General features: G+C 68.2%; 21 protein-coding genes. 10 read left to right on the top strand and 11 right to left on the bottom strand.

Going from position 1 to position 21,209, the window contains the following annotated elements:
- Positions 1-68 precede the first annotated feature (68 nt).
- The gene (locus QE379_RS09175) at positions 69-503 is read right to left on the bottom strand and encodes a hypothetical protein (protein WP_306999795.1); all 435 of its coding nucleotides are present in this window, start codon (positions 501-503) and stop codon (positions 69-71) included.
- Between the two features lie 197 nt (positions 504-700).
- On the opposite strand from QE379_RS09175, the gene QE379_RS09170 reads away from it, so the two are divergent.
- From QE379_RS09170 to lexA, 6 genes are read left to right on the top strand one after another with little or no spacing between them, the layout of a single operon-like run.
- Positions 701-1,315, top strand: coding sequence for an aminodeoxychorismate/anthranilate synthase component II (locus QE379_RS09170; protein ID WP_306999794.1), 615 nt, complete (start codon positions 701-703; stop codon positions 1,313-1,315).
- Complete coding sequence (gene trpD / locus QE379_RS09165) at positions 1,312-2,307, top strand: anthranilate phosphoribosyltransferase (protein ID WP_306999793.1); 996 nt, start codon at positions 1,312-1,314, stop codon at positions 2,305-2,307. The genes QE379_RS09170 and trpD overlap by 4 nt, the downstream gene beginning before the upstream one ends.
- A complete protein-coding gene (gene trpC, locus QE379_RS09160; RefSeq protein ID WP_306999792.1) occupies positions 2,304-3,080 on the top strand; it encodes an indole-3-glycerol phosphate synthase TrpC in 777 nt (258 codons plus the stop codon). The genes trpD and trpC overlap by 4 nt, the downstream gene beginning before the upstream one ends.
- The gene (moaC, locus tag QE379_RS09155; RefSeq protein WP_306999791.1) at positions 3,077-3,544 is read left to right on the top strand and encodes a cyclic pyranopterin monophosphate synthase MoaC; all 468 of its coding nucleotides are present in this window, start codon (positions 3,077-3,079) and stop codon (positions 3,542-3,544) included. Before trpC ends, moaC begins: the two co-directional genes overlap by 4 nt.
- Positions 3,545-3,602: 58 nt before the next feature.
- Positions 3,603-4,787, top strand: a complete 1,185-nt coding sequence (glp, locus tag QE379_RS09150) for a gephyrin-like molybdotransferase Glp (RefSeq protein WP_306999790.1) — start codon at positions 3,603-3,605, stop codon at positions 4,785-4,787.
- Positions 4,788-4,842: 55 nt separating this feature from the next.
- On the top strand, positions 4,843-5,532 hold the full coding sequence (gene lexA, locus QE379_RS09145) for a transcriptional repressor LexA (protein WP_306999789.1): 690 nt from the start codon (positions 4,843-4,845) through the stop codon (positions 5,530-5,532).
- Here lexA and QE379_RS09140 read toward each other — a convergent pair.
- A complete protein-coding gene (locus QE379_RS09140) occupies positions 5,523-7,616 on the bottom strand; it encodes a ComEC/Rec2 family competence protein (RefSeq protein WP_306999788.1) in 2,094 nt (697 codons plus the stop codon). The two genes, lexA and QE379_RS09140, sit on opposite strands and share 10 nt — an antisense overlap.
- Positions 7,617-7,695: 79 nt before the next feature.
- Between QE379_RS09140 and gltX the strand changes: the two genes are divergently transcribed.
- The 3 genes from gltX to QE379_RS09125 are packed head-to-tail and all read left to right on the top strand — an operon-like array spanning position 7,696 to position 10,631.
- Positions 7,696-9,132 carry a glutamate--tRNA ligase gene (gene gltX, locus QE379_RS09135; protein ID WP_306999787.1) on the top strand — a complete coding sequence of 479 codons (1,437 nt, stop codon included), beginning with the start codon at positions 7,696-7,698 and terminating at the stop codon, positions 9,130-9,132.
- 2 nt (positions 9,133-9,134) lie between these two features.
- Positions 9,135-10,418: a citrate synthase gene (locus QE379_RS09130; protein WP_306999785.1), complete on the top strand. Its 1,284-nt coding sequence runs from the start codon at positions 9,135-9,137 to the stop codon at positions 10,416-10,418.
- A 3-nt stretch (positions 10,419-10,421) separates the two neighbouring features.
- The gene (locus tag QE379_RS09125) at positions 10,422-10,631 is read left to right on the top strand and encodes a hypothetical protein (RefSeq protein WP_306999783.1); all 210 of its coding nucleotides are present in this window, start codon (positions 10,422-10,424) and stop codon (positions 10,629-10,631) included.
- A gap of 45 nt (positions 10,632-10,676) precedes the next feature.
- Here the strand turns inward: QE379_RS09125 and QE379_RS09120 are convergent, their stop codons facing one another.
- The 4 genes from QE379_RS09120 to QE379_RS09105 all read right to left on the bottom strand — a co-directional run bounded on the left by QE379_RS09120 (position 10,677) and on the right by QE379_RS09105 (position 14,696).
- On the bottom strand, positions 10,677-12,041 hold the full coding sequence (locus tag QE379_RS09120; RefSeq protein ID WP_306999782.1) for a sensor histidine kinase KdpD: 1,365 nt from the start codon (positions 12,039-12,041) through the stop codon (positions 10,677-10,679).
- Positions 12,038-13,048 (bottom strand): DUF2336 domain-containing protein, encoded by a 1,011-nt coding sequence (locus QE379_RS09115; protein ID WP_306999781.1) that lies wholly within the window; start codon positions 13,046-13,048, stop codon positions 12,038-12,040. Before QE379_RS09115 ends, QE379_RS09120 begins: the two co-directional genes overlap by 4 nt.
- Positions 13,049-13,152: 104 nt before the next feature.
- Complete coding sequence (locus tag QE379_RS09110) at positions 13,153-14,271, bottom strand: hypothetical protein (protein WP_306999780.1); 1,119 nt, start codon at positions 14,269-14,271, stop codon at positions 13,153-13,155.
- 131 nt (positions 14,272-14,402) lie between these two features.
- Positions 14,403-14,696, bottom strand: a complete 294-nt coding sequence (locus QE379_RS09105; RefSeq protein WP_306999779.1) for an Hpt domain-containing protein — start codon at positions 14,694-14,696, stop codon at positions 14,403-14,405.
- Positions 14,697-14,798: 102 nt separating this feature from the next.
- On the opposite strand from QE379_RS09105, the gene QE379_RS09100 reads away from it, so the two are divergent.
- Positions 14,799-17,126, top strand: a complete 2,328-nt coding sequence (locus QE379_RS09100; RefSeq protein WP_306999778.1) for a hypothetical protein — start codon at positions 14,799-14,801, stop codon at positions 17,124-17,126.
- 116 nt (positions 17,127-17,242) lie between these two features.
- Here QE379_RS09100 and QE379_RS09095 read toward each other — a convergent pair whose 3' ends face one another.
- The 5 genes from QE379_RS09095 to QE379_RS09075 all read right to left on the bottom strand — a co-directional run bounded on the left by QE379_RS09095 (position 17,243) and on the right by QE379_RS09075 (position 21,201).
- A complete protein-coding gene (locus tag QE379_RS09095) occupies positions 17,243-17,611 on the bottom strand; it encodes a VOC family protein (protein ID WP_306999776.1) in 369 nt (122 codons plus the stop codon).
- 32 nt (positions 17,612-17,643) lie between these two features.
- Positions 17,644-18,369 (bottom strand): YafY family protein, encoded by a 726-nt coding sequence (locus QE379_RS09090; RefSeq protein WP_306999775.1) that lies wholly within the window; start codon positions 18,367-18,369, stop codon positions 17,644-17,646.
- A gap of 1 nt (position 18,370) precedes the next feature.
- Complete coding sequence (locus QE379_RS09085) at positions 18,371-18,646, bottom strand: DUF1467 family protein (protein ID WP_306999774.1); 276 nt, start codon at positions 18,644-18,646, stop codon at positions 18,371-18,373.
- 3 nt (positions 18,647-18,649) lie between these two features.
- Positions 18,650-20,284, bottom strand: a complete 1,635-nt coding sequence (locus QE379_RS09080; protein ID WP_306999773.1) for a ribonuclease J — start codon at positions 20,282-20,284, stop codon at positions 18,650-18,652.
- A 134-nt stretch (positions 20,285-20,418) separates the two neighbouring features.
- A complete protein-coding gene (locus QE379_RS09075) occupies positions 20,419-21,201 on the bottom strand; it encodes a type III pantothenate kinase (protein WP_306999772.1) in 783 nt (260 codons plus the stop codon).
- Between the last annotated feature and the right edge of the window lie 8 nt (positions 21,202-21,209).

Genomic DNA, 21,209 nt, shown 5'->3' with positions numbered 1-21,209 from the left:
GACTCCAGACCCCGGCCTTCGCCGAGGCGTTTCGACTTCAAGTCATGGCGTCAGGGGCGACGACCGCCTCAATTCCCGTCGGCAGCCGGCGGGGTCTGTTCCGCGCGGCGGGCACGACGTTCGTCGGCGAACTGGCGGTTCCAGGTCATGCTGCATCCGCTCTGCCCGCCCGTGCCGACGGGCGAGCAGGTGTCGGGGATGCCGCCCGCGACACGCCCGACCTGGTCCATCGTCGCGGCGCGGTTGACCCAGCTCTGGTTCTGCGCCGGGATCGGCTTGTCGTCGCGCAGGCCCTTGGGGATGCGATAGGGTTCGTCGTCGCGGCCGCAGACCACCACTTCCTCGGCGGTGCTTTCCGGGCATTTCTGATCGCCGGTCAGCGTCACCTGCCGCACCCGCTTGGGCGGCTGGCCGGTCGCGGCCTGTTGGTCCTGCGTCGCCTGTTGCGCGAAGGCAGCGCCCGGGGTCAGCAAGAGGGCGGCAATCAGGGCGGCTCGGACCATGGCAACGGGACTCCTTTGAGACATCAACGTCGAACGCGGCGCATGGCTCCACGCTGAACGGTTCGCCCTAACGGCGTCTTTCGGGCGAAATTGCGGCCATGCGTCGTCCGGTCCGTCCGGGCCCGACATACCGCCCGACATATCGATTGCGTCAAGCAGGCGTTGCACCGCCCGCACGATCGGCTATGGCGGTCCCCATGATCCTGGTCGTCGACAATTACGACAGCTTCACCTGGAACCTCGTCCATTATCTTCAGGAATTGGGCAGCGAGGTGGAGGTGGTCCGCAACGACGCGATCTCGGCGGGCCAAGCGCTGTCGTCGGGGGCGCAAGCCTTTCTCATCTCTCCCGGCCCCTGCACGCCGACCGAGGCGGGCGTCAGCCTGGACTTGGTCGCCGCCGCCGCCGATGCGGGCCGCCCGTTGCTGGGCGTGTGCCTGGGCCATCAGGCGATCGGCCAGCATTTCGGCGGGCTGGTGCAGCGCGGCGGGCTGATGCATGGCAAGACGTCGCCCGTCCATCATGACGGGACTGGGCTGTTCCGGGGCCTGCCCTCGCCCTTCACCGCCACCCGCTATCACTCGCTGATCGTCAACGACGTGCCCGACAGCCTGGTCGTCAATGCGCGGGCCGAGGATGGGACGGTGATGGGCTTTCGACATGCGACGCTGCCGATCCACGGGGTCCAGTTCCACCCCGAGAGCATCGCCACCGAATATGGCCATGCGATGCTCGCCAATTTCCTGCGCGAGGCGGGCGTCGCGCACGACCTGCCCGAACGGCTTCGTCCCCCGGTCGAGCGTGCGGCGTGACCACCGTCTCGCTGCTCCCCGATCCCGTCAGCCCGCTGTCGCGCGAGACGGCCAACGTCGCCTTTTCCGACATTCTCGACGGGCGTGCGGATGACGAAGCGACCGCCGACTTCCTGATCCGGCTGGCCGAGCGCGGCGAGACCTCGATCGAGATCGCCGAGGCGGCCCGCGCCATGCGGCAAAGGCTGATCCCGATCGAAGCCCCGCCCGGCACCATCGATGTGTGCGGCACGGGCGGCGACGGGCATCACACGCTCAACGTCTCGACCGCCGTGTCGCTGGTCGTCGCGGCGCTGGGCGTGCCGGTCGCCAAGCACGGCAACCGCGCGGCCTCGTCCAAAGCGGGCGCGGCGGACACGCTGGAGGTGCTGGGCCTCGACATGGAGCGCGCCGGACAGGTGGCGCAGGCGAGCCTGGCCGATATCGGCATCGCCTTCCTCTTCGCCGCCAACCACCATCCCGCCATGGCGCGGATCACCCCGATCCGGCGGCGGATCGGGCGGCGGACGATCTTCAACCTGATGGGCCCGCTCGCCAATCCCGCGCATGTCGGGCGTCAGCTCATCGGCATCGCCCGGCCGGATTATGCGACGGTCTATGCCGAGGCGCTGGAGCAGCTCGGCGCGGAGGCCGCGCTGGTCGTGTCGGGCGAAGAGGGCCTTGACGAACTGTCGGGTGCGGGGCCCAGCATCGCGGTGTCGGTGGGCGGCATCGACGCGCCCGCCACGATCTCGCCGGAGGATGCTGGCCTGCCCCGCCATCCCATCACCGCCATCCGTGGCGGCGACGCGCGGCACAATGCCGAAGCGCTTCGCCGTCTTCTCGCCGGAGAGCCGGGCGCGTATCGCGACGCCGTTCTCCTCAACGCCGCCGCGGCCCTGCTGGTCGCCGGGCATAGCGCCGACCTGTCCCAAGGGGCCGTGGCCGCTGCTCGCGCGATCGATACGGGTGATGCCGCAGCGCTTCTCGATCGATGGATTGCCTACCGATGACGATGCTCGACCGCATCCTGGAAACCAAGCGCGCCGATGTCGCCGCGCGCAAGGCGACGATGTCGCTCGCCGATCTCGACGCCAAGATCGAGACCGTCTCCGCGCCCCGAGGCTTTCGCGCCGCGCTGGACGCCAAGACCGGCCATGCGCTGATCGCCGAGGTGAAGAAGGCCAGCCCGTCCAAGGGCCTGATCCGCGCCGATTTCGATCCCCCCGCCCATGCCCGCGCCTATGAGGCCGGGGGTGCCGCCTGCCTGTCGGTGCTGACCGACGAACGCTGGTTCCAGGGGGCGGACGCCTATCTGGAACAGGCGCGCGCGGCGGTGTCGATCCCGGTGCTGCGCAAGGACTTCATGGTCGATCCGTGGCAGGTCCATGAATCTCGCGCGCTGGGGGCCGATGCGATCCTGATCATCGTCGCGGCGCTCGACGATACGCAGATGCAGGAGATCGAGGCCGCCGCCATCGAATGCGGGATGGATGCGCTGGTCGAGGTCCACGACGCCGCCGAGATGGAGCGGGCCGCCCGGCTCAAGTCTCGGTTGATCGGCGTGAACAATCGTGACCTGCGCGACTTTTCGGTCGATTTCCAGCGCACCTATGAACTGGTCGGGCGCGCGCCGCAGGGTTGCACCTTCGTCGCCGAAAGCGGCCTGACGACCCGCGCCGATCTCGACGCGATGGCCGAGCATGGCATCCATTGCTTCCTGATCGGCGAAGCCCTGATGCGCGAACATGATGTCGAGGCGGCGACCCGCGCGCTGATCGGATGAGCGGCCTTACCCATCTGGACGACAGCGGATCGGCGCGGATGGTCGATGTCGGCGCCAAGTCGGTGACCGCCCGGCAGGCGGTGGCGCAAGGACGCATCACCATGTCGCCCGAGGCCGCCGCCGCGATTCGAGCGGGCGGCGTTCAGAAGGGCGATGTGCTGGCCGTGGCGCGGGTCGCGGGCATCATGGCCGCCAAGAAGACGAGTGACCTCATCCCGCTGTGCCACCCCCTGCCGCTGAGCAAGGTCGAGATCGACCTCGTGCTGGATGCCGAGGGCGTCACCGCCACCGCCACCGCCGCGACGGCGGGGCAGACGGGCGTGGAGATGGAGGCGCTGGCGGCGGTGTCGGTGACGCTGCTGACCGTCTATGACATGGCCAAGGCGTTGGATAAGCGCATGGCGATCGGCGACATTCGCCTGTTGTCGAAGACCGGCGGCAAATCCGGCGACTGGCGCGCCTGACGCCGGGGACGCGGCCGGGAACGCGGATCGCCGTCGAAGCGTCCTTGGGCTAACAGGAGTGACCGTCATTCTTCTACCCGTCGCCGAAGCCCAGCAGCGCCTGCTCTCCCTTGCCACCGAGCGTCCGATCGTCGAACTGCCCTTGCGCGAGGCCGCCGGTCGCTGGGCCGCGCGCGACATAGCGGCGATACGAACCCAACCGGCGAGCGACCTGTCGGCGATGGACGGCTATGCGATCCGCTTCGCCGATATGCCGGGACCATGGACCGTCATCGGCGAGAGTGCGGCGGGGCGGCCCTTTCCCCATGCGATCGAACCGGGCCAGGCCACCCGCATCTTCACCGGGGCGGCGCTGCCCCCCGGAGCCGACACGGTGCTGATCCAGGAAGAAGCGGGCCGTGACGGCGCGACGCTGACCCTGACCGGCGAAGGCCCCGCGCATCGCGGGCGCAACGTCCGGCGGCGGGGACTGGATTTCACGGCGGGCGACCGGCTGATCGCCGCCGGACAGCGCCTGACCCCCGCCCGCATCGCGGTGGCGGCGACGGGGGGGCATGGCACTCTGCCCGTCCGCCCGCGCATCCGCGTCGCCATTGCCGCGACCGGGGACGAACTCGTGCCGCCAGGGCTCGGCAACCCCGATGCCCTGCCCGAATCGAACGGCGTGATGCTGGCCGCGATGCTCGCCGACCTGCCGGTCGACATCATCGATCTGGGTATCCTGCCCGACAAGTTGGAGCGGCTGCGTGACGCTTTCGCGGGGGTGGAGGCCGATCTGCTGGTCACGACCGGCGGGGCGTCGGTAGGCGACCATGACCTGGTCCAGCCCGCGTTGAAGGCCGCCGGGGGGAGCATCGATTTCTGGCGCATCGCCCTGCGCCCCGGCAAGCCGATGATGGCGGGGCGACTGGGTGAAACAGTGGTGCTCAGCCTGCCCGGCAACCCGGTTTCGGCCTTCGTCACCGCGACCCTGTTCGTTCGTCCCCTGATCGCGCACATGGCGGGCGCGGCAGCCCCCTTCCCTACGCCGATTCCCGCGATCCTGGGAGAGGATCTGCCCGCCAACGGGCCGCGCATCGACTATCTGCGCGCGGCGATGATCGACGGGCGGGTCCTTGCGGCGGCGATCCAGGACAGCTCGATGCTGCTGACCCTGGCGCGTTCGACCTGCCTGGTGATCCGCCCGCCGCACGCCCCGGCGGCTCGGGCGGGCGACTCGGCGGAAATCCTGATGCTCGCTTGACGCAAGCCCAAACGTTCCATATAAGTTCCACGTCTGTTCTGGACGGAGGATCGCGATGCTCACCGCAAAGCAGCATGAGCTTGTCTGCTTCATCAATGACCGTTTGAAGGAAACCGGCGTGTCGCCGTCCTTCGAGGAGATGAAGGAGGCGCTGGACCTCAAGTCCAAGTCGGGCGTCCACCGCCTGATCTCCGCGCTGGAGGAACGCCATTTCATCCGCCGCCTGCCCAACCGCGCCCGCGCGCTGGAGGTGTTGCGGATGCCCGATCGGCCTGAAAAGCCCCTGGCGGCTTCGGCACCGGCGGCGACCTCGGATGCTGTCCGTGGCCCCTCGCTCCGCCCCGTGGCGGAACCCGCCAATGACGTGGTCGAAATCCCGCTGCATGGCCGGATCGCCGCCGGCCTCCCCATCGAGGCGTTCGAAGGTAGCTCGACCCTGGCCGTGCCCGCCGCGCTGCTGGGATCGGGCGAGCATTATGCTCTGGAGGTTTCGGGCGATTCGATGGTCGAGGCGGGGATTCTCGATGGCGACTATGCGCTGATCCGCCGGACCGATGTGGCGCGCGACGGCCAGATCGTCGTCGCACTGATCGACGATGCCGAAGCGACGCTTAAATATTTCCGTCGCGAGGGTTCGATGGTCCGGCTCGATCCGGCCAACCGCGCTTATGATCCCCAGCGTTACGCCCCCGCACAAGTTCGGGTGCAGGGCAGGCTGTCGGGTATCCTCCGCCGCTACGACTGAGCCGGACGGGCCGCTGTCGCCGCCTCGATCCAGGGGTGACGATCGCCCGGTCGGTGCACCATATCGACCTGCGGCGGCCCGAGCCGGATCGTCACTCCGCCCGTCCGTCGCAAAGCTGGCGCATCGAGCTTCAACCAGCGCGGACGGCAATCGGGCGGCAAGCGGCGGTCGGCGATGACGATGTCCATGCGCTGGCATAGCGCAACTAGGTCACGCCAGGGCACCGCATAGCCGCTCCGGGTCGCTGCGATCCGCCAGACCTTGCCGTCGCGCGCGATCCGTGTGACGCATATATCCGGCCCGCATCGTGCACCGGGTCGATCGGCGAGCGCCTGCGGTTCCCCGTCGGCCCCTCCCATTTCCGACAGAGCCGAGCGCATATAATCGCCCGCCCGGTCGCGCAGCAGGGCGACGCCCTTGCCGCTCACCACCGCGACATGACGGCCGTCCCCCGTGACGATCAGGTCGGGCGTCGGGGCGAGCAGCATCGCGGCGAAGCCCAGGGCGAGCATCGGCAGACCCAGCCACCGCCACCGGGTCCGCCACAGCGCAATCCAAAGCCCCCCGCCCACCGCCGCCGCAAAGGCCCAGTCCGGTGCGACCGGTAGCGCGACGACCGCGCCGGGCATTGCGGCGACATGGTGCGCCAGCGCCAGCAGCAGGCCCAGCGACCGCCCCAGCAGCCACCAGAAGGGTCCGGCCACCCCCAATGGCTCGAGCAACAGCGCGATCATCTCCAGCGGCATCGCGACGAAGGTGGTCCAGGGGATGGCGATGATATTCGCCATCGCGCCGTAGAGCCCGGCCTTATGGAAATGGAAGATCGCGATCGGCATCAACGCCGCCTCGACCACCAGTCCGGTCACCAGCAGCGCCGCCAGATGGCGGAGCGCCGACCACCGCCAGTCTGGATGCGGCCCGAACCAGCGCCGCATCGCGGGATGATCGTGCAGCGCCACGATGGCGGTGATCGCCGCGAAGGAAAGCTGGAAGCTCGGCCCCATCAGCGCCTCGGGCCGGAAGAGCAGAACGATCAACGCGCCAGCCGCTACCAGCCGCAGGGTCATCGCCTCCCGCCCCAGCGCGAGTGCCGCGAGCACCAGCATCGCCGCGACGCAGGACCGGATCGTCGGCACCTCCGCCCCGGTCAGCCAGGTATAGCCGATCGCCCCGACCGCCCCCGCCGCCGCCCCCAGCAAAGGCAAACGGACCCGCAACGCCAGCCACGGCCATAACGCCAAGAGCCGCACCGTCAGGACCATGACGATCCCCACCACGGCGGTGATATGCAGGCCACTGACCGACAACAGATGGGCGAGCCCAGCCCGGCGCATCGCCTCCGCATCCGAATCATCGATCGCGCCCACATCCCCGGTGGCGAGCGCCGCCGCGATACCACCCTCGCTGCCCGTGATCCGTGCCGTGATTCGCGCCGACAGACGCTGCCTAAGCCCCATGGCCTCCGGAGACGGGCGCAACAGCGTAACTCGTGCGAAGCCACGCCCGGTCGCGCCGATCCCCTGGAACCAGGCGGCTCGCGCAAAGTCATGGCCGCCCGGCGCGACCGGACCCGCAGGCGGCATTAACCGGGCCCGCAAGCTCACCCGCGCGCCCGCGCCCAAACCATCGATCGCATCCTCCTCCGCCAAGGAAACCCGGATGCGCGGCGGCAAGGTCAATGCGCGTCCCCGACCGTCGCGCGCGGCCAGCGGATGCAGCATCAGCCGCACGACCCGCCGTGCCGCCAGCCGGTCCACCCCCTCCACATCCGCCACCAATGTCGCGATCGTCGGTCGGCCAAGCACCGGAGCGCCCACCGACTCGGCACGCGCCCAAGCAAGCAGCACCCCCGCGCTGACCAGCAACGCCGCCATCGCCAGCAAGCGCGGCACCCGTCCGCCATCCGCCAGCGTCGCCGCGCCGAGCCCCATTCCGGTCAGCGCCAGCACCACGGCGATCCACGCCCGCGGATCGGGCAGCATGAACCATGCCGCGATCCCGACGCCCAGCATCACCGGCACCCATAGCGGCAACTGGTTCCGCTCCGCCTCGGCCCAATGTTCCAATAAGCGAAGGCGCGGCATTTGGCGGCGCGGACGCTTGATGCTAGGGGCTGCGGCGGCTGAATGGGCCATCGGATTTCATGATTGGGAGTATGCGCGGTTGAGCGCAACAGATGATATCGCCGCCGGATCGAACGCCACGCCCGTGGTGACCCGCTTCGCGCCTTCGCCGACGGGTTTCCTCCACATCGGCGGCGCGCGCACCGCGCTGTTCAACTGGCTGTTCGCGCGAGCGAATGGCGGCAAGTTCCTGCTGCGCATCGAGGATACCGATCGCGCCCGCTCGACCCAGCCGGCGATCGACGCGATCCTCGACGGCATGCGTTGGCTCGGCCTGGATTGGGACGGCGAGGCGGTGTTCCAGTTCGCCCGCGCCGATCGCCATGCCGAGGTCGCCAAGGAAATGATGGCACGGGGCCATGCCTATCGCTGCTACATGACGCAGGAAGAGATCGCCGCCCAGCGTGAAGCGGCTCAGGCCGCCAAGCAGCCGTTGCGCATCCGCTCGCCCTGGCGCGACGCCGATCCCGCGACCGCCCCCGAAGGCCAGCCCTTCGTCGTCCGCCTGCGTGCGCCGCGCGAAGGTGCGGTCACGATCGAGGACCGGGTACAGGGCAGCGTCACCGTCCAGAATGCCGAGTTGGACGACCTCGTCCTGCTGCGTTCGGACGGCACGCCGACCTATATGCTGGCGGTGGTGGTCGACGATCATGACATGGGCGTGACCCATGTGATCCGGGGCGACGATCACCTGAACAACGCCTTCCGCCAATTGCCGATCTACAAGGCGATGGGCTGGCCCGAGCCGATCTATGCGCATATCCCGCTGATCCACGGATCGGACGGCGCGAAGCTGTCCAAGCGTCACGGCGCGGTCGGGATCGAGGCCTATCGCGACGAGATGGGTATCCTGCCCGAAGCGCTCGACAATTACCTGCTCCGCCTCGGCTGGGGACATGGCGATGCCGAGATCATCGCGCGCGAGGAGGCGGTGAAGTGGTTCGATCTGGCCGCCGTGGGCAAGGCCCCGTCACGCTTCGACCTGAAGAAGCTGGAAAACCTCAACGGTCATTATATCCGTGAGGCCGAGGATGCCCGGCTGGCCGAACTGACCGCCAAGCGTATGGGGGTCGAAGACGTTGCACTGCTCGCCGCCGCCATGCCCGCGCTCAAGCCCCGCGCCGCGAATTTGAACGAATTGGCCGAGGGTGCGCGTTTCCTTTTTGCGGCCCGTCCGTTGAGTCTGGACGACGCCGCCACGGGCCTTCTCGATGAAAAGGCACGGGGCATTCTCTTTTCCGTTCACACCGCGCTTGACGCGGTGCACAACTGGGATACGGAGCGTTTGGAAGACGCGGTACGCAAGGTGGCCGAAACCGAGGGCATCAAGCTCGGCCAGGTCGCCCAGCCGCTCCGCGCCGCCTTGACCGGACGCAAGACGTCCCCCGGAATCTTCGACGTGCTCGCATTGCTGGGCCGTGAAGAAAGCCTGGGGCGGATCGCGGACCAGATGACCGCAGATAGGAAGGATCATTGAGTATGAGCGACACCGCGAAATTCGGCATCGGCGGCAAAGAATTCGACTATCCGGTCATGTCGGGCTCGATCGGCCCGGACGTGGTCGATATCCGCAAACTCTATGCCCAGACGGGCGCCTTCACCTATGATCCCGGCTTCACCTCGACCGCGTCGTGCCAGTCGAAGCTGACCTATATCGACGGTGATGAAGGCGTGCTGCTGCACCGCGGCTATCCGATCGGCGAACTGGCCGAGAATAGCAGCTTCATGGAAGTCGCCTATCTGCTGCTGAACGGCGAACTGCCGAACAAGGCGGAACTGGAGGGCTTCAACACCACGATCACGCGCCACACCATGGTGCATGAACAGTTGGCGGCGTTCTTCCGTGGCTTCCGTCGCGATGCGCACCCGATGGCGATCATGTGCGGCGTGGTCGGCGCGCTGTCGGCCTTCTATCACGATTCGACCGACATCCACGACCCGGTGCAGCGGACCATCGCCTCGCACCGCCTGATCGCCAAGATCCCGACGATCGCGGCGATGGCGTATAAGTACAGCGTGGGCCAGCCCTTCCTGTACCCGGACAACTCGCTGTCCTATACCGGCAACTTCCTGCGCATGACCTTCGGCGTTCCGGCCGAGGCCTATGAGGTGAACCCGGCCGTCGAAAAGGCGATGGACCGCATCTTCATCCTGCACGCCGATCACGAGCAGAACGCGTCGACCTCGACCGTGCGTCTGGCGGGGTCGTCGGGCGCCAATCCGTTCGCCTGCATCGCGGCGGGCATCGCCTGCCTCTGGGGTCCGGCGCATGGCGGGGCGAACGAGGCCGCGCTCAACATGCTGCGCGAGATCGGCACGCCGGACCGCATCCCCGAGTTCATCGCCCGCGCCAAGGACAAGAACGATCCGTTCCGCCTGATGGGCTTCGGTCACCGCGTCTACAAGAACTACGACCCGCGCGCGACCGTGATGCAGAAGACCGTGCGCGAAGTGTTCGACGCGCTGAAGGTCAACGACCCGCTGTTCGAGACGGCGCTGCGCCTCGAAGAGATCGCGCTGAACGACGAATATTTCGTCGAGAAGAAGCTGTTCCCGAACGTCGACTTCTATTCGGGCGTGATCCTGTCGGCGATCGGCTTCCCGACCGAGATGTTCACCGTGCTGTTCGCGCTCGCCCGTACCGTCGGCTGGGTCGCGCAGTGGAACGAGATGATCACCGATCCCGACCAGAAGATCGGCCGTCCGCGTCAGCTCTACACCGGCCCGACGCAGCGTTCGTACGTTCCGGTCGAGCAGCGCTAAGCCATGAACCGGGCCCGGCCGATCCTGATCGCCATCGGCGTCCTACTGGCGCTGACAGGGCTTTTGTGGATCGGTCAGGGCCTGGGTTATATCTGCTGGCCGCAGGAGAGCTTCATGCTCGGCCAGGGCGAATGGGCCGATCGCGGCGCATTCGTCGCGATCGCCGGACTGGTGCTGATCCTGGTCGCGCGGCGCTTGCCCAGGCGGCGCTGATCGATCCGGCCGATGTGGGAAAAGGGCTCCTTCGGGGGCCCTTTTCTATCGGGCGCGCAGGCCCAGGGTGAAGGTCGCGCCCTGCCCCGCCTCGCTCTCGACCGTCAGGTCGCCGCCCATCGCGCGCGCCAGTCGCCGCGCGATATAAAGGCCCAGGCCATTGCCGCCGGGTTCGGACGGATCGACCCGCTCGAACTTCTCGAAGATGCGCGGCTGGTCTTCGGGCGCTATCCCCTTGCCGTGATCCGTGACGCGGACCATCGCCCAGTCAGCCTCCCGCGCGACGCTGACCACCACTTCCCCACCATGGGGGGAGTAGCGCAGGGCATTGCCGATCAGGTTGATCAGGATCTGCAACGAGCGGCCGAAATCGCCGACCGCGCTCATCCCCTCCGCCATGCCGGGGCGACGGATCGTCACCCCCGCCGCATCGGCCCGCACGGCCAGCAGCCCGGCGGCACGGCGCGCGACATCGGCCAGATCGATCGGTGTCGCAGCCAGGCGGAAGTCCGGCTGCTCGATCGCCTGTAACTCGACCAGATTGTCGACCAGCCCCAGCAAATGCCGCCCCGCATGGGCGATATCCCCGGCATATTCGGCATAGTCCGCCGCGATCGGCCCATCGGCACGCGCCGCGATGCTGTCGGCATTCGCGACGATCCGGGCGAGCGGCGTGCGAAGCGCACGGTCGAGCCCGGCGGTGAAGCTCTCGGTCAAGGGCGGCTGATGGATCGGCGACGGCGTATCGCCCTCCCCTGCGCCCGGCTGATCGATCAGGAAGGTCGCACCGGTCAGCCCCGCGATCCCCCCCATCCCGTCATGCCGGATCGCCGCCGACAGCCGAACCGGCGCATCGGTCGGGCGAAGCCGGGCGCAGCGACCGTCGAGCGGCGCGGCGGCGCGCATCAACTCGTTGGCATCTCCCGTCGCGGGATCGAAGGCGAACAGCGCGTTCAGGGGCCGTCCGAGCAGTGCGTCGGGATCGAAGCCGTATCGCGCCCCCACCTCCCGTGACAGGAAAGTCAGGCGCAGCGCGGCGTCGGTCTCCCAGCGGAAATCCGCTCCCATCGCGGCATGGTCCGGCGGCGTCGCAACGGGCCGCCAGGCGGATCGATCTCGCCAGCCGCTGACGCTCAGCCTGATCTGCCCCGTCTCGGGTCGCGCCTGCACCCACAGGTCGAGATCGCCTTCGTCGTCGGCGACCCGCACCTTGCGCGACACGGATATGCCCAGGCGGCGCGCCAGTCGTGCAATCCGCGCGATGGGCGCGACCGCGATCGGATCGTCCGCGCCGCCGCCCGAACGCATGTGGAGCAACTCGATGGGCGGGTCGGCGGAGAGGAGATGATCGCCCGCATCCAATATGGCGCGCGCCACCATCGATTCGCCGGGGCCGTCGATCGAGGTCAACGCGACGCCCCCTCGTCCAGCCGCGCCATCGCCTCGCGAAAGGCGCGCGGCAGGCCCAGCGTGGAGATGGCGCGCCGCGCGTCCGCCGCCGGGATCGCCATGATCGCATCCAGCGCGTCGGCAAAGCCGTCCACGTCGCGTCGCCCATCCGCGTCCGACAGGGCAAGACCGATCCGCGCCACCGCCGTGCGGCCCAGGTCGAGCGACCGCAGGACCAGCCAGAGCCGATCGCCCTCCGGCTCCAGCACGATGTCGCGCAATTCGTCATGCTCGATGCCCGTGGCATGGGCGAGCAGCGCGATGAACAGGCCGAGCTGCCGATCCGACAGGCTTTCCAGCAAAAGGTCGGGCAGTTCGGCGGGACGCGCATCGATCGCCTCCGCCAGCCTCAGGACCGCCGCACCCGGGCTCTCCGATTCGCCATGCGCGGCCAGCACCCGCTCCGCCGCTTGCGCCAGGGCGCGGTCCAGCCCCGCATCGTCGCCCTGACGCAATGCGGCGGCGACGGTCCAGACCAGATTGCGACGCACCGCGCCGGGCAAGGCGATCACCTCGCCATCCGCTTCCACCATGCGCGCGCGACCCTCAGCGGCCAGTACGGCGCGGGCCGACGCGGCGACGATCCGGTCTGGTGCTTCGATCAGGCGAACGAGCAGGCTGGGCGCGTCGCCCGCCATGCTTTCGATGGGTAGCGCCTCGGCCAGCAATTGCTGGCGGACCTGCGCGACCAGTTCGGCGACCATATCGGGGGCATGGAACAGCCCCGCCTGCCGCATGCGCGCCATCGCCTCCGCTGGCGAAGGTGGAGCGACGGGATCGCGTTCGCCGTCGTCCTCGGCGCGCAGCCGCTCGGCCTGGTGCAACAGGTCGGCGGCGGTCGTTTCGACCAGCGCGTCCAACCGCGCGGCGACCTCGAACCGTATCCGGTCGGTCAGTCGCGAATCATCGTCGAGCCGCAGGTCGGCCACCGCGCCCTGACGCCGCGCGGCGGCACGCATACGCGCCATGGCCACCCGCTCGGATAGCCGAGCGCGCTGCCAATCGAGGGCATCAAATGGGTCCGGTGCGACCGCCATCCGGCATCGCTAATGCCTTTGATGTTAAAGCGACACTAAACTTGCGCGCGTAATGTCTCGATTGCGGACGCCAAAGTGACAATCGCATAAATGCTGGCGAGCACCAGTCCGCCGAGCGTCATGCCCAGCATGGTCGCGGGCAGGACGACGAGCAGATAGGCCGGAGGGCTGGCCCACCAGCGCCGCCGAAAGCGATACAGCGCCGCCCGCTCCGTCAGAATCGCCAGGACGATCAGCATGATGGCGAACATCGGCGCCAGATCGTCGGCCCAGAGGCGATAATGCTGCCACCCCAGCACGGCGATGGCGAGCGCGGCCAGCCCGGCGATCAACGCCGAATGCGCCCGTACCGCCCCCTGCTCGTCGCGAAGCCCCGCCAGTGTCTCGGCCAGGCCCAGACCCAGCGTACCGATGATCGTGACAAGCACTCCGAAGGCGGGCAGCCCGAAACCGATCAGCACCAGCCCCAACAGGCCCAGTCCCGTCCCCACCCCGCCCGCGACATGCGCGGGCACGGCCCGCTCGACCAGACGCGGCAGGCTCAACCGCGCGATGGGGGCCAGGACATAACGGTCGAACCAGCTACGCCGCCCCGATACCAGCCGGGCGACCACGGCACGCCCCTGTGCATCCAGCGCCTCGGCGCGGTGGACGATGCCATGCCCGGCCTTCTGCGCATCGCCGGGGAGGAGAATATGGGTCGCATGGGCCTGCGCCGCGAGCCGCAGCAGCGTCGATTGCAGGTCGTAATCGCGCGGCAGGGCGGCGACCTCGGCCACGCGGCGCGGATCGACCCGCGCGACGCCCGCCCAGGCCATCTGGCCGCCGACCCGCTCCAGCCCCGCCTCGGCCCCCGCCTCCGGCACGACGACCAGCGCGTCATGGCCGGTGTCGCGCAGGACGAGTGCGATGGTATCCTCGGTGGTGATCAGGCCGTCGGCGAGCACGACCAGCCGCGACAGGGGATGCAGCTTCTCCGCCGCTTCCACCGCGCTGCGCACGGTGTCGACCACTACGCCGCGCTGGGCGATACGGGCGATCGCGCCCAGCAATTCGGGGGTCAGCCGGGCGACCACGATGATGATCTGCGCCGCGCCCGCCGCGATCAGCAGCCGGGCCTGATATTCGATCAGCGTCACGCCGGCGAACGGCAAGGTGGCCGTCAACCGCCCGGGGCGGTCGTCGGCGTCGTCAATCGCGAAAAGAAGACCGGACAGCATCGTCCGCTGTTAGGCGCTCGGGGCGGTCCTTGCCAGCCCCGACCGCATGCCCCCGCCCACCTCGTTCAAAGGCGGGCGACGAGCTTCCCGATCTGGTCGAGCAGCGCGGCGTCGCGGCCGTCACGCTCCGCCGCCTGGGCGGCCAGGGTCATCAGCGGCAGGGCATTGACGCTCGCCGCCAGCCCCTTCAGCCGCAGGGCGGCCTCGCGCCATTCCTGACCGTTCTGCGCCAGGTGCATCACCTCCAGCACATGGGTGACGCCTTCGACGAAAGCACGGCGCAGATCCTGGATGACGGCGGGCTCATCGCCGGCAACTGCCGCCAGGGCGGAGTCGATCGTTCCATGTTCATAAGTCATTGCCCCCTCATAAACCGGAAGCCGCCCGCCACGGAATAGCGCAAATCGCTTCCTGCGGCGGGCAAACGTGATAAACCGACCCATTGTGACACGGGGGCTTTGATGATCGTGGATGTGCGCGCGGAGCGTCAGGACAGGTCGGACATGCCGGAAACGGCGTCGGATATGGCCGACCATGGCGCGCCGTACATGGCCCATGATAGTGCTTCGGACATGACCGCGATGACAGGCAGCCCCTGGCTGGACGAAGGGGCCGTCCCCGATCCCGTGGCGGAGGAGCCCGCCGCGCGCTGGCCGATGCTGCTGGCACTGGCGGGGGCGATCGGCTGGGTCGGGGCGGTCGCCGCCTTGGGCCTGTCGCGCTCGGGCGAATTGTCGATCGCGACCCTGCCGCCCCTGATGACGCTCGCGCTGGCGGGGCCGATGACGATCGCCGTCCTATGGCTGATCGTGCAGCGGAGCAGCCGGGCCGAGCAGCGCCGCTTTGCCCTGACCGCGCATGAGATGCGGGCGGAGGCGGTCGCATTGGAACGCGCGGTCGCCGCCATCGGTCAGGCGCTCGCTGCGAACCGGGGCGAACTGGCGGCGCAAGCGGAAAGCCTGTCCGATATGATGGAACTGGCGCAAAGGCATTTCACCACCATCGCGCGCGACCTGACCGACGATATCCTCATGGTCGAGGCGCATGGCCGCACCCTGGCGGATGTCGCCGCGACCAGCCAGGCCAGCCTGACCCAGTTGCTGGGTGCGCTGCCCCAGGCGGCGGAGGATGTCAGCGAGGCGAGCGACCGGATGGCCGATATCGTCCGCGCGGCGGAGACGCATGTCGCCGCGCTGGACGCGCAACTGGTCGCACTGGGACGGCGCGGACAGGATGCCGACACCATCGCCAGTGGCGCGGCGATGCGCCTGGCCACCCATATCGAACAGATGGAGACGACCAGCCGTTCCGCCAGCCAGCATCTGGAAAAGGTGACCGCTACCGTCTCGACCACCATCGACGCCCTGCTCGATCGGACTGCCGAGGCCATCGACCGGTCGCGGCAGAGCCTGGCCGCGCAAAGTGAGACGATGCTGGCCATGGTCGGCGCGAATCAGGCGGCGCTGGACAGTGCGGCGCGCGACAGTGCCGATGCGCTGGCCGAGCGGATCGCCGGTGTCGATGCCGCCGTCGCCCGTCTGACCCAGGAACTGGATGCGCAACGGATCGCGGGCGAGGCGATCGTCCAGTCGCTCGACGGCGAACTGGAACGGGTCGAGACGCGGATCGCGCTGCTCCATATGCAGGGCACCGAAAAGTCACAGATGCTGGCCGCCTCGATCAGTGCGCTCGGCGGATCGGCCGATGCGATGACCGGCGCGCTGGAGGCGGGCGAGCAGATGGCCAACCGCGTCATCGGCACGACCGAGACGCTGCTGATCGCGCTCGACGCCGCCGCGCGCGAGATGGATGAGACCCTGCCCGAAGCGCTCGACCGGCTCGATCAGCGGATGCAGGCCAGCCATGCGGTCGTGGTGGAGACCAAGCCGGAATTGCTGGCGCTGGTCGCCGCCGCCGAAAGCACCCATGAAGCGATCGAGGCGATCGCCGACGTCATCGCCGAACAGCGCCAGACGCTGGAAAGCCTGTCGGGATCACTGCTCGAAACCCTGTCGAGCGGGCGCGCCAAGGCGGATGCGCTGGGCATGATGGTGGACGAAACCATCGAACGCTCACACCGTTTCGCCGACGAAGCGGCCCCCAAGCTGGTCGATGCGCTGCTCCGCGTGCGCGAGACCGCCGCGACAGCCGCCGAAAAGGCGCGTGAGACGCTGGCCGACGTCATTCCCGAGGCCGCCCATGCGCTCGAACTCGCCAGCGCCGAGGCGATGCGCCGCGCCACCGGCGACACGGTCGAGCGTCAGGTCCATGCCATTGTCGACGCGACCCAGGGCGCGGTCGAAGCCGCCACCCGCGCGACCGAGCGGCTGGCCAAACAGGCCGATCTGATCGTCGAGAGGACCGCGATCGTCGAATCGCGGCTAGAGGAAGCACGGACCGAGCGCGAGGAAGCCGAACGCGACAATTTCGCGCGTCGCGCCTCGCTGCTGGTCGAATCGCTCAATTCGGCGTCGATCGACATTGCGAAAATCTATGCGCCCGAAGTGACCGACAGCGCCTGGGCCGCCTATCTGAAGGGCGATCGCGGCGTCTTCACCCGGCGGGCGGTGCGGATCCTGGATTCGGTTCAGGCGCGCAACATCGCCGATCTGTACGATGACGATGCCAAGTTCCGCGACCATGTGAACCGCTACATCCATGATTTCGAAGCGATGCTGCGCGGGGTGCTCGCCCAGCGGGACGGATCGCCGCTGGGCGTGACGTTGCTGTCGTCGGACATGGGCAAGCTCTATGTGGCGCTCGCCCAGGCAATCGAGCGGTTGCGGTAAAGGGGCGGCGCGGATGTCCCACGCACTTCGACTTCGCTGAGTGCGAACGGAGGTTTGGGCCTACCCCTCACCCCGTTCGGCCTGAGCGAAGTCGAAGGCCAGACCCCGCCCTCGCCTCACCCGTTCAGCGCATAGACCCGCAACCGATGACCATCGGGATCGAGCGCGACGAAGCTTCGCCCAAAGGGTAGGTCGGTCGGCGGCATCAGCATCGTGACGCCCTGCCCCAGCCATTCCGCGTGACACGTATCGACGCCCTCATGGCTCTGCTTGAACCCGATCTCGATACCGCCGGTCACGCCGGTTGCGGGCGGATCGATCACGTCGCGACGCCAAAGGCCCAGCGCCTGGCCGGACGACAGAAGGAACAGGACAAAGGCCTCGCTGGCATCCACGGGCTCTTGGGTTAGGACCCGGCGATAGAAATCGGCGCTGACGGCGGGATCGGCGACATGCAGCAGGATGGTGGTGGTCGGACATTCCATGACAAGGCTCCTTGGTTCGAGAGGAGCCTCGCCTATCCGACCCGTGCGTCAGTTTCCGTCAGCAGGAAACGCTCCTGCGGAATGCTCTGGGCCTCGCTCCATTCGCGCAGCAGCACCGCACGGCGGCGTGGATAGCGCTCGGGCAAGGGGCGGGCGGTGACGATGCGGTCGATGCGGAAGGTGCGATAGTCGCCCCGCAACTCGCACCAGCCGAGCAGCACGTCCGCCCGGTCGAACAGCGCGATCGCGAAGGGCCAGATGATCCGCTCGGACGCAGCCCCCTCGGCATCGCGGTAGATCATCGACAGGCGGCGTTCGCTGCGGATCGCCGCACGGAGAGGAGCGGGATCGACCTCGGACTCATAGGCCTCGGAGCGCACACCGATGAACAAATGGGTGGCGCGCATCGCTTCGGCCTGTTCCGGCGTCATCGCGCGCATGATCCGCGCGACGGCACTGCGCGCGGCCTGCCCCATGGCCGGGTCCGCCCGCTCGGCGACCCAGCGCGCGCCGAGCACCAGCGCCTCGACCTCCTCGATCGGGAAGCTCATCGGCGGCAGCAGGAAGCCGGGTTTCAGCCGATAGCCCAGCCCCGCCTCGCCCTCGATATCCGCGCCCATCGCCTGAAGCGTGGCGATATCGCGATACAGGGTGCGCAGCGATATGCCGAGTTGCTCGGCCAGATGACGCCCGCTGACCGCGCGGCTCTGGCGGTGGAGCAAATGCAGCAGATCGAACAGGCGGGACGCGCGCGCCATGTCAGACGCCCCGGCTCACCCCGCTCCAGTCGAGCATGTCGGCGGTGATCCAGCCATGGACGTAATTCAGATAGAACAGGCCGAACATCACCGTCGCGACGATCGTCGTGCGGAGAAAGAAGCGTCCGATCAGAAAGACATGCGGCGCGCTTTCGGCGGTGCCGGGGATATGCTCGGCCCCCGCCTCATGCGCGGTCCTGACCCCGAAGGGCAGGACCAGGAACACCGCCAGGAACCAGAACAGGACGTAGATCGCGAGGGCCGACGTCCAGTGCATGGCTTATCCCTCGATCAGCAGGACGTCGACGATCGGCTTCTTGCCGGTCCAGCGCGTCGCGACCTTGCGCACCGACAGACGGATATCCTCGCGCAGCTTGTCGCTGGCGCGGCGCGGGCCATCCACCGCCTTGGCGGCGGCGGCAATCGCCTCGGCGATGAACGCGTCGCGCTCGTCCTCGACAGGCACGCCCTGGACGCGAATCTGCGGACTGCCGACCAGCCGCCCCTTGGCAACCGCGACACCGACCGAGATCTGGCCGTTGATCGCCAGCTTGCGTCGCTCGTTCATGGTCGATCCGTCGGATGGCAGGATGACGTCGCCGTCCAGCACCAGCCGCCCGACCGGCACCTTGCCGATCTTGGTGGCATTGCCCGGCAGCAACCGGACCATGTCGCCGTCCGACTGGACCAGCGTCTGCGGCACACCCTGCGTCGTCGCGAAGCGGGCATGTTCCATCATGTGGCGCATCTCGCCATGGACGGGCATCAGCGTGTTGGGCCGCAGCCACTTGTACATCTGCGCCAGTTCGGGCTGGCCGGGATGGCCGGAGACATGGACATGCGCCTGACGCTCGGTGACCATGCGGACGCCCTTGCCCGCCAGGATGTTCTGGATGCGACCGACCGCCGTCTCATTGCCCGGAATCTGGCGCGCCGAGAAGATCACCGTGTCGCCGGTGTCGAGCCGGATGGTGTGGCTGCCCTCCGCGATCCGCGACAGCGCCGCGCGCGGCTCACCCTGTCCGCCGGTCGCGACGATCAGGACGCGGTCCTTGGGCAGCCGCATCGCGGTTTCGGGATCGACCGTCTCGGGGAAGCCCTTGAAGTAGCCACAGGCCTTGCCGACCTTCAAAATCCGGTCGAGCGAACGGCCGGTGACGCACAGCTTGCGCCCCGTCTCCTTGGCGACCTCGCCCAGCGTCACCAGACGCGCGGCGTTGGAGGCGAAGGTGGTGACCACGACCCGCCCCTTGGCCTTGGCGACCGTCTCGGCAATGCCGGGGCGGACACTGGCTTCGGAGCCCGACGCCTCGGTGTTGAAGGCGTTGGTGGAGTCACAGACCAGCACGTCGACGCCCCGGTCGCCGATCGATGAGAGTTGCGCGGGGCTGGCGGGCTTGCCGATCACCGGGGTCGCATCGATCTTCCAGTCGCCGGTGTGGAAGACGCGGCCCACCGCCGTCTCGATCAGCAACGCGTTCGCCTCGGGGATCGAGTGCGACAGGGGCACGAAGGTGAAGTCGAACGGACCGACCTCGAACGCCTTGCCCGCTTCCATCACGCGCAGCTTGACGCGGTTGGCGCTGCCCTCTTCCTCCAGCTTGCCGCGCACCAGTCCGGCGGTGAACGCCGTGGCGTAGATCGGCACGCCCAGGTCTTCGGCCAGATAGGGCAGCGCGCCGATATGGTCCTCATGACCATGGGTCAGCACGATGCCGACCAGATCGTCCAGCCGGTCCTCGATGAAGCTCAGGTCGGGCAGGATCACGTCGATGCCCGGATAGGCCGGATCGGCGAAGGTGATGCCGCAATCGACCATCACCCATTTACCTTCGGTGCCGTACAGGTTCACGTTCATGCCGATTTCGCCCGAGCCACCGAGCGCGCAGAACAGCAATTCTTTCTTGGGAGTCATTCACTTCCTGACAATGGACGCCCACCCCGCTGAAAGCGGGTTCGGGGCGATAGGGGTGCGCCGGTCAAAGCGCGGTCATTCCTTTGCGGATGCGGACGCCCTGCGGCTTTTCGCGGGCTGTCCGATCCGAAACTTCATCGGCCAATATGGGCGCGTTCCCACAGGATCGCCAGCCCCTGAATGGTCAGGTCGGGTTCGATATGGTCGAAAACATCGGTATGCGGGCTGAGCAACGCCGCCAGGCCGCCGGTCGCGAGCACCTTGACCGGCCGCCCGACCTGCGCCTTCAGTCGCGCGACCAGCCCCTCGATCATCGCGACATAGCCCCAGAAGATGCCGATATGCATCTGGTCCACCGTGTTGCGGCCGATGACGTCGCGGCTGGCCGGCGCCTCGATCGCGATGCGCGGCAGCTTGGCGGCGGCGGTGACCAGCGCATCGAGCGACAGGTTGATCCCCGGCGCGATGATCCCGCCCTTGTAGGCACCCCGATAGTCGCTGATGTCGAAGGTGGTCGCCGTGCCGAAATCGATGGTGATGAGGTCGCCCGCATGGAGTTCATGCGCTGCGATGGTGTTGACCGCTCGGTCCGCGCCCAGCGAAGCGGGTTCGTCCACGTCGATCGCGATCCCCCACTCGACCGGCGCTCTCCCAGCAATCAGCGGATCGACCTTGAAATATTTCTGCGCCAGCACCTGGAAATTGTGGAGCGCACGCGGGACGACGGTGGCGATGATGACGCCGGTCACGTCCTCACGGGCATAGCCTTCCAGCGCCAGCAACTGACTGAGCCACACCGCATATTCATCGCCCGTCCGGCGCGGATCGGTGGCGATGCGCCAGCGGCCCTTGATCACTCGCCCATCGAGCAGCGCGAAGACCACGTTCGTGTTCCCGGCATCGATCGCAAGCAGCATGGTTCGTC

It is taken from the genome of Sphingomonas sp. SORGH_AS_0879 (assembly GCF_030819175.1).
Classification (GTDB): Bacteria; Pseudomonadota; Alphaproteobacteria; order Sphingomonadales; family Sphingomonadaceae; genus Sphingomonas.
The sequence above is the reverse complement of the archived record's forward strand: the minus strand, read 5'-3'. Positions and strand labels throughout refer to the sequence as shown.

Coding starts and splice junctions, on each gene's coding strand:
- QE379_RS09175 (WP_306999795.1), bottom strand. CDS start 503: ATGGTCCGAGCCGCCCTGATTGCCGCCCTCTTGCTGACCCCGGGCGCT.
- QE379_RS09170 (WP_306999794.1), top strand. CDS start 701: ATGATCCTGGTCGTCGACAATTACGACAGCTTCACCTGGAACCTCGTC.
- trpC (WP_306999792.1), top strand. CDS start 2,304: ATGACGATGCTCGACCGCATCCTGGAAACCAAGCGCGCCGATGTCGCC.
- moaC (WP_306999791.1), top strand. CDS start 3,077: ATGAGCGGCCTTACCCATCTGGACGACAGCGGATCGGCGCGGATGGTC.
- lexA (WP_306999789.1), top strand. CDS start 4,843: ATGCTCACCGCAAAGCAGCATGAGCTTGTCTGCTTCATCAATGACCGT.
- QE379_RS09140 (WP_306999788.1), bottom strand. CDS start 7,616: ATGCCGCGCCTTCGCTTATTGGAACATTGGGCCGAGGCGGAGCGGAAC.
- QE379_RS09130 (WP_306999785.1), top strand. CDS start 9,135: ATGAGCGACACCGCGAAATTCGGCATCGGCGGCAAAGAATTCGACTAT.
- QE379_RS09125 (WP_306999783.1), top strand. CDS start 10,422: ATGAACCGGGCCCGGCCGATCCTGATCGCCATCGGCGTCCTACTGGCG.
- QE379_RS09115 (WP_306999781.1), bottom strand. CDS start 13,048: ATGGCGCGTATGCGTGCCGCCGCGCGGCGTCAGGGCGCGGTGGCCGAC.
- QE379_RS09105 (WP_306999779.1), bottom strand. CDS start 14,696: ATGACTTATGAACATGGAACGATCGACTCCGCCCTGGCGGCAGTTGCC.
- QE379_RS09100 (WP_306999778.1), top strand. CDS start 14,799: ATGATCGTGGATGTGCGCGCGGAGCGTCAGGACAGGTCGGACATGCCG.
- QE379_RS09095 (WP_306999776.1), bottom strand. CDS start 17,611: ATGGAATGTCCGACCACCACCATCCTGCTGCATGTCGCCGATCCCGCC.
- QE379_RS09090 (WP_306999775.1), bottom strand. CDS start 18,369: ATGGCGCGCGCGTCCCGCCTGTTCGATCTGCTGCATTTGCTCCACCGC.
- QE379_RS09085 (WP_306999774.1), bottom strand. CDS start 18,646: ATGCACTGGACGTCGGCCCTCGCGATCTACGTCCTGTTCTGGTTCCTG.
- QE379_RS09080 (WP_306999773.1), bottom strand. CDS start 20,284: ATGACTCCCAAGAAAGAATTGCTGTTCTGCGCGCTCGGTGGCTCGGGC.
- QE379_RS09075 (WP_306999772.1), bottom strand. CDS start 21,201: ATGCTGCTTGCGATCGATGCCGGGAACACGAACGTGGTCTTCGCGCTG.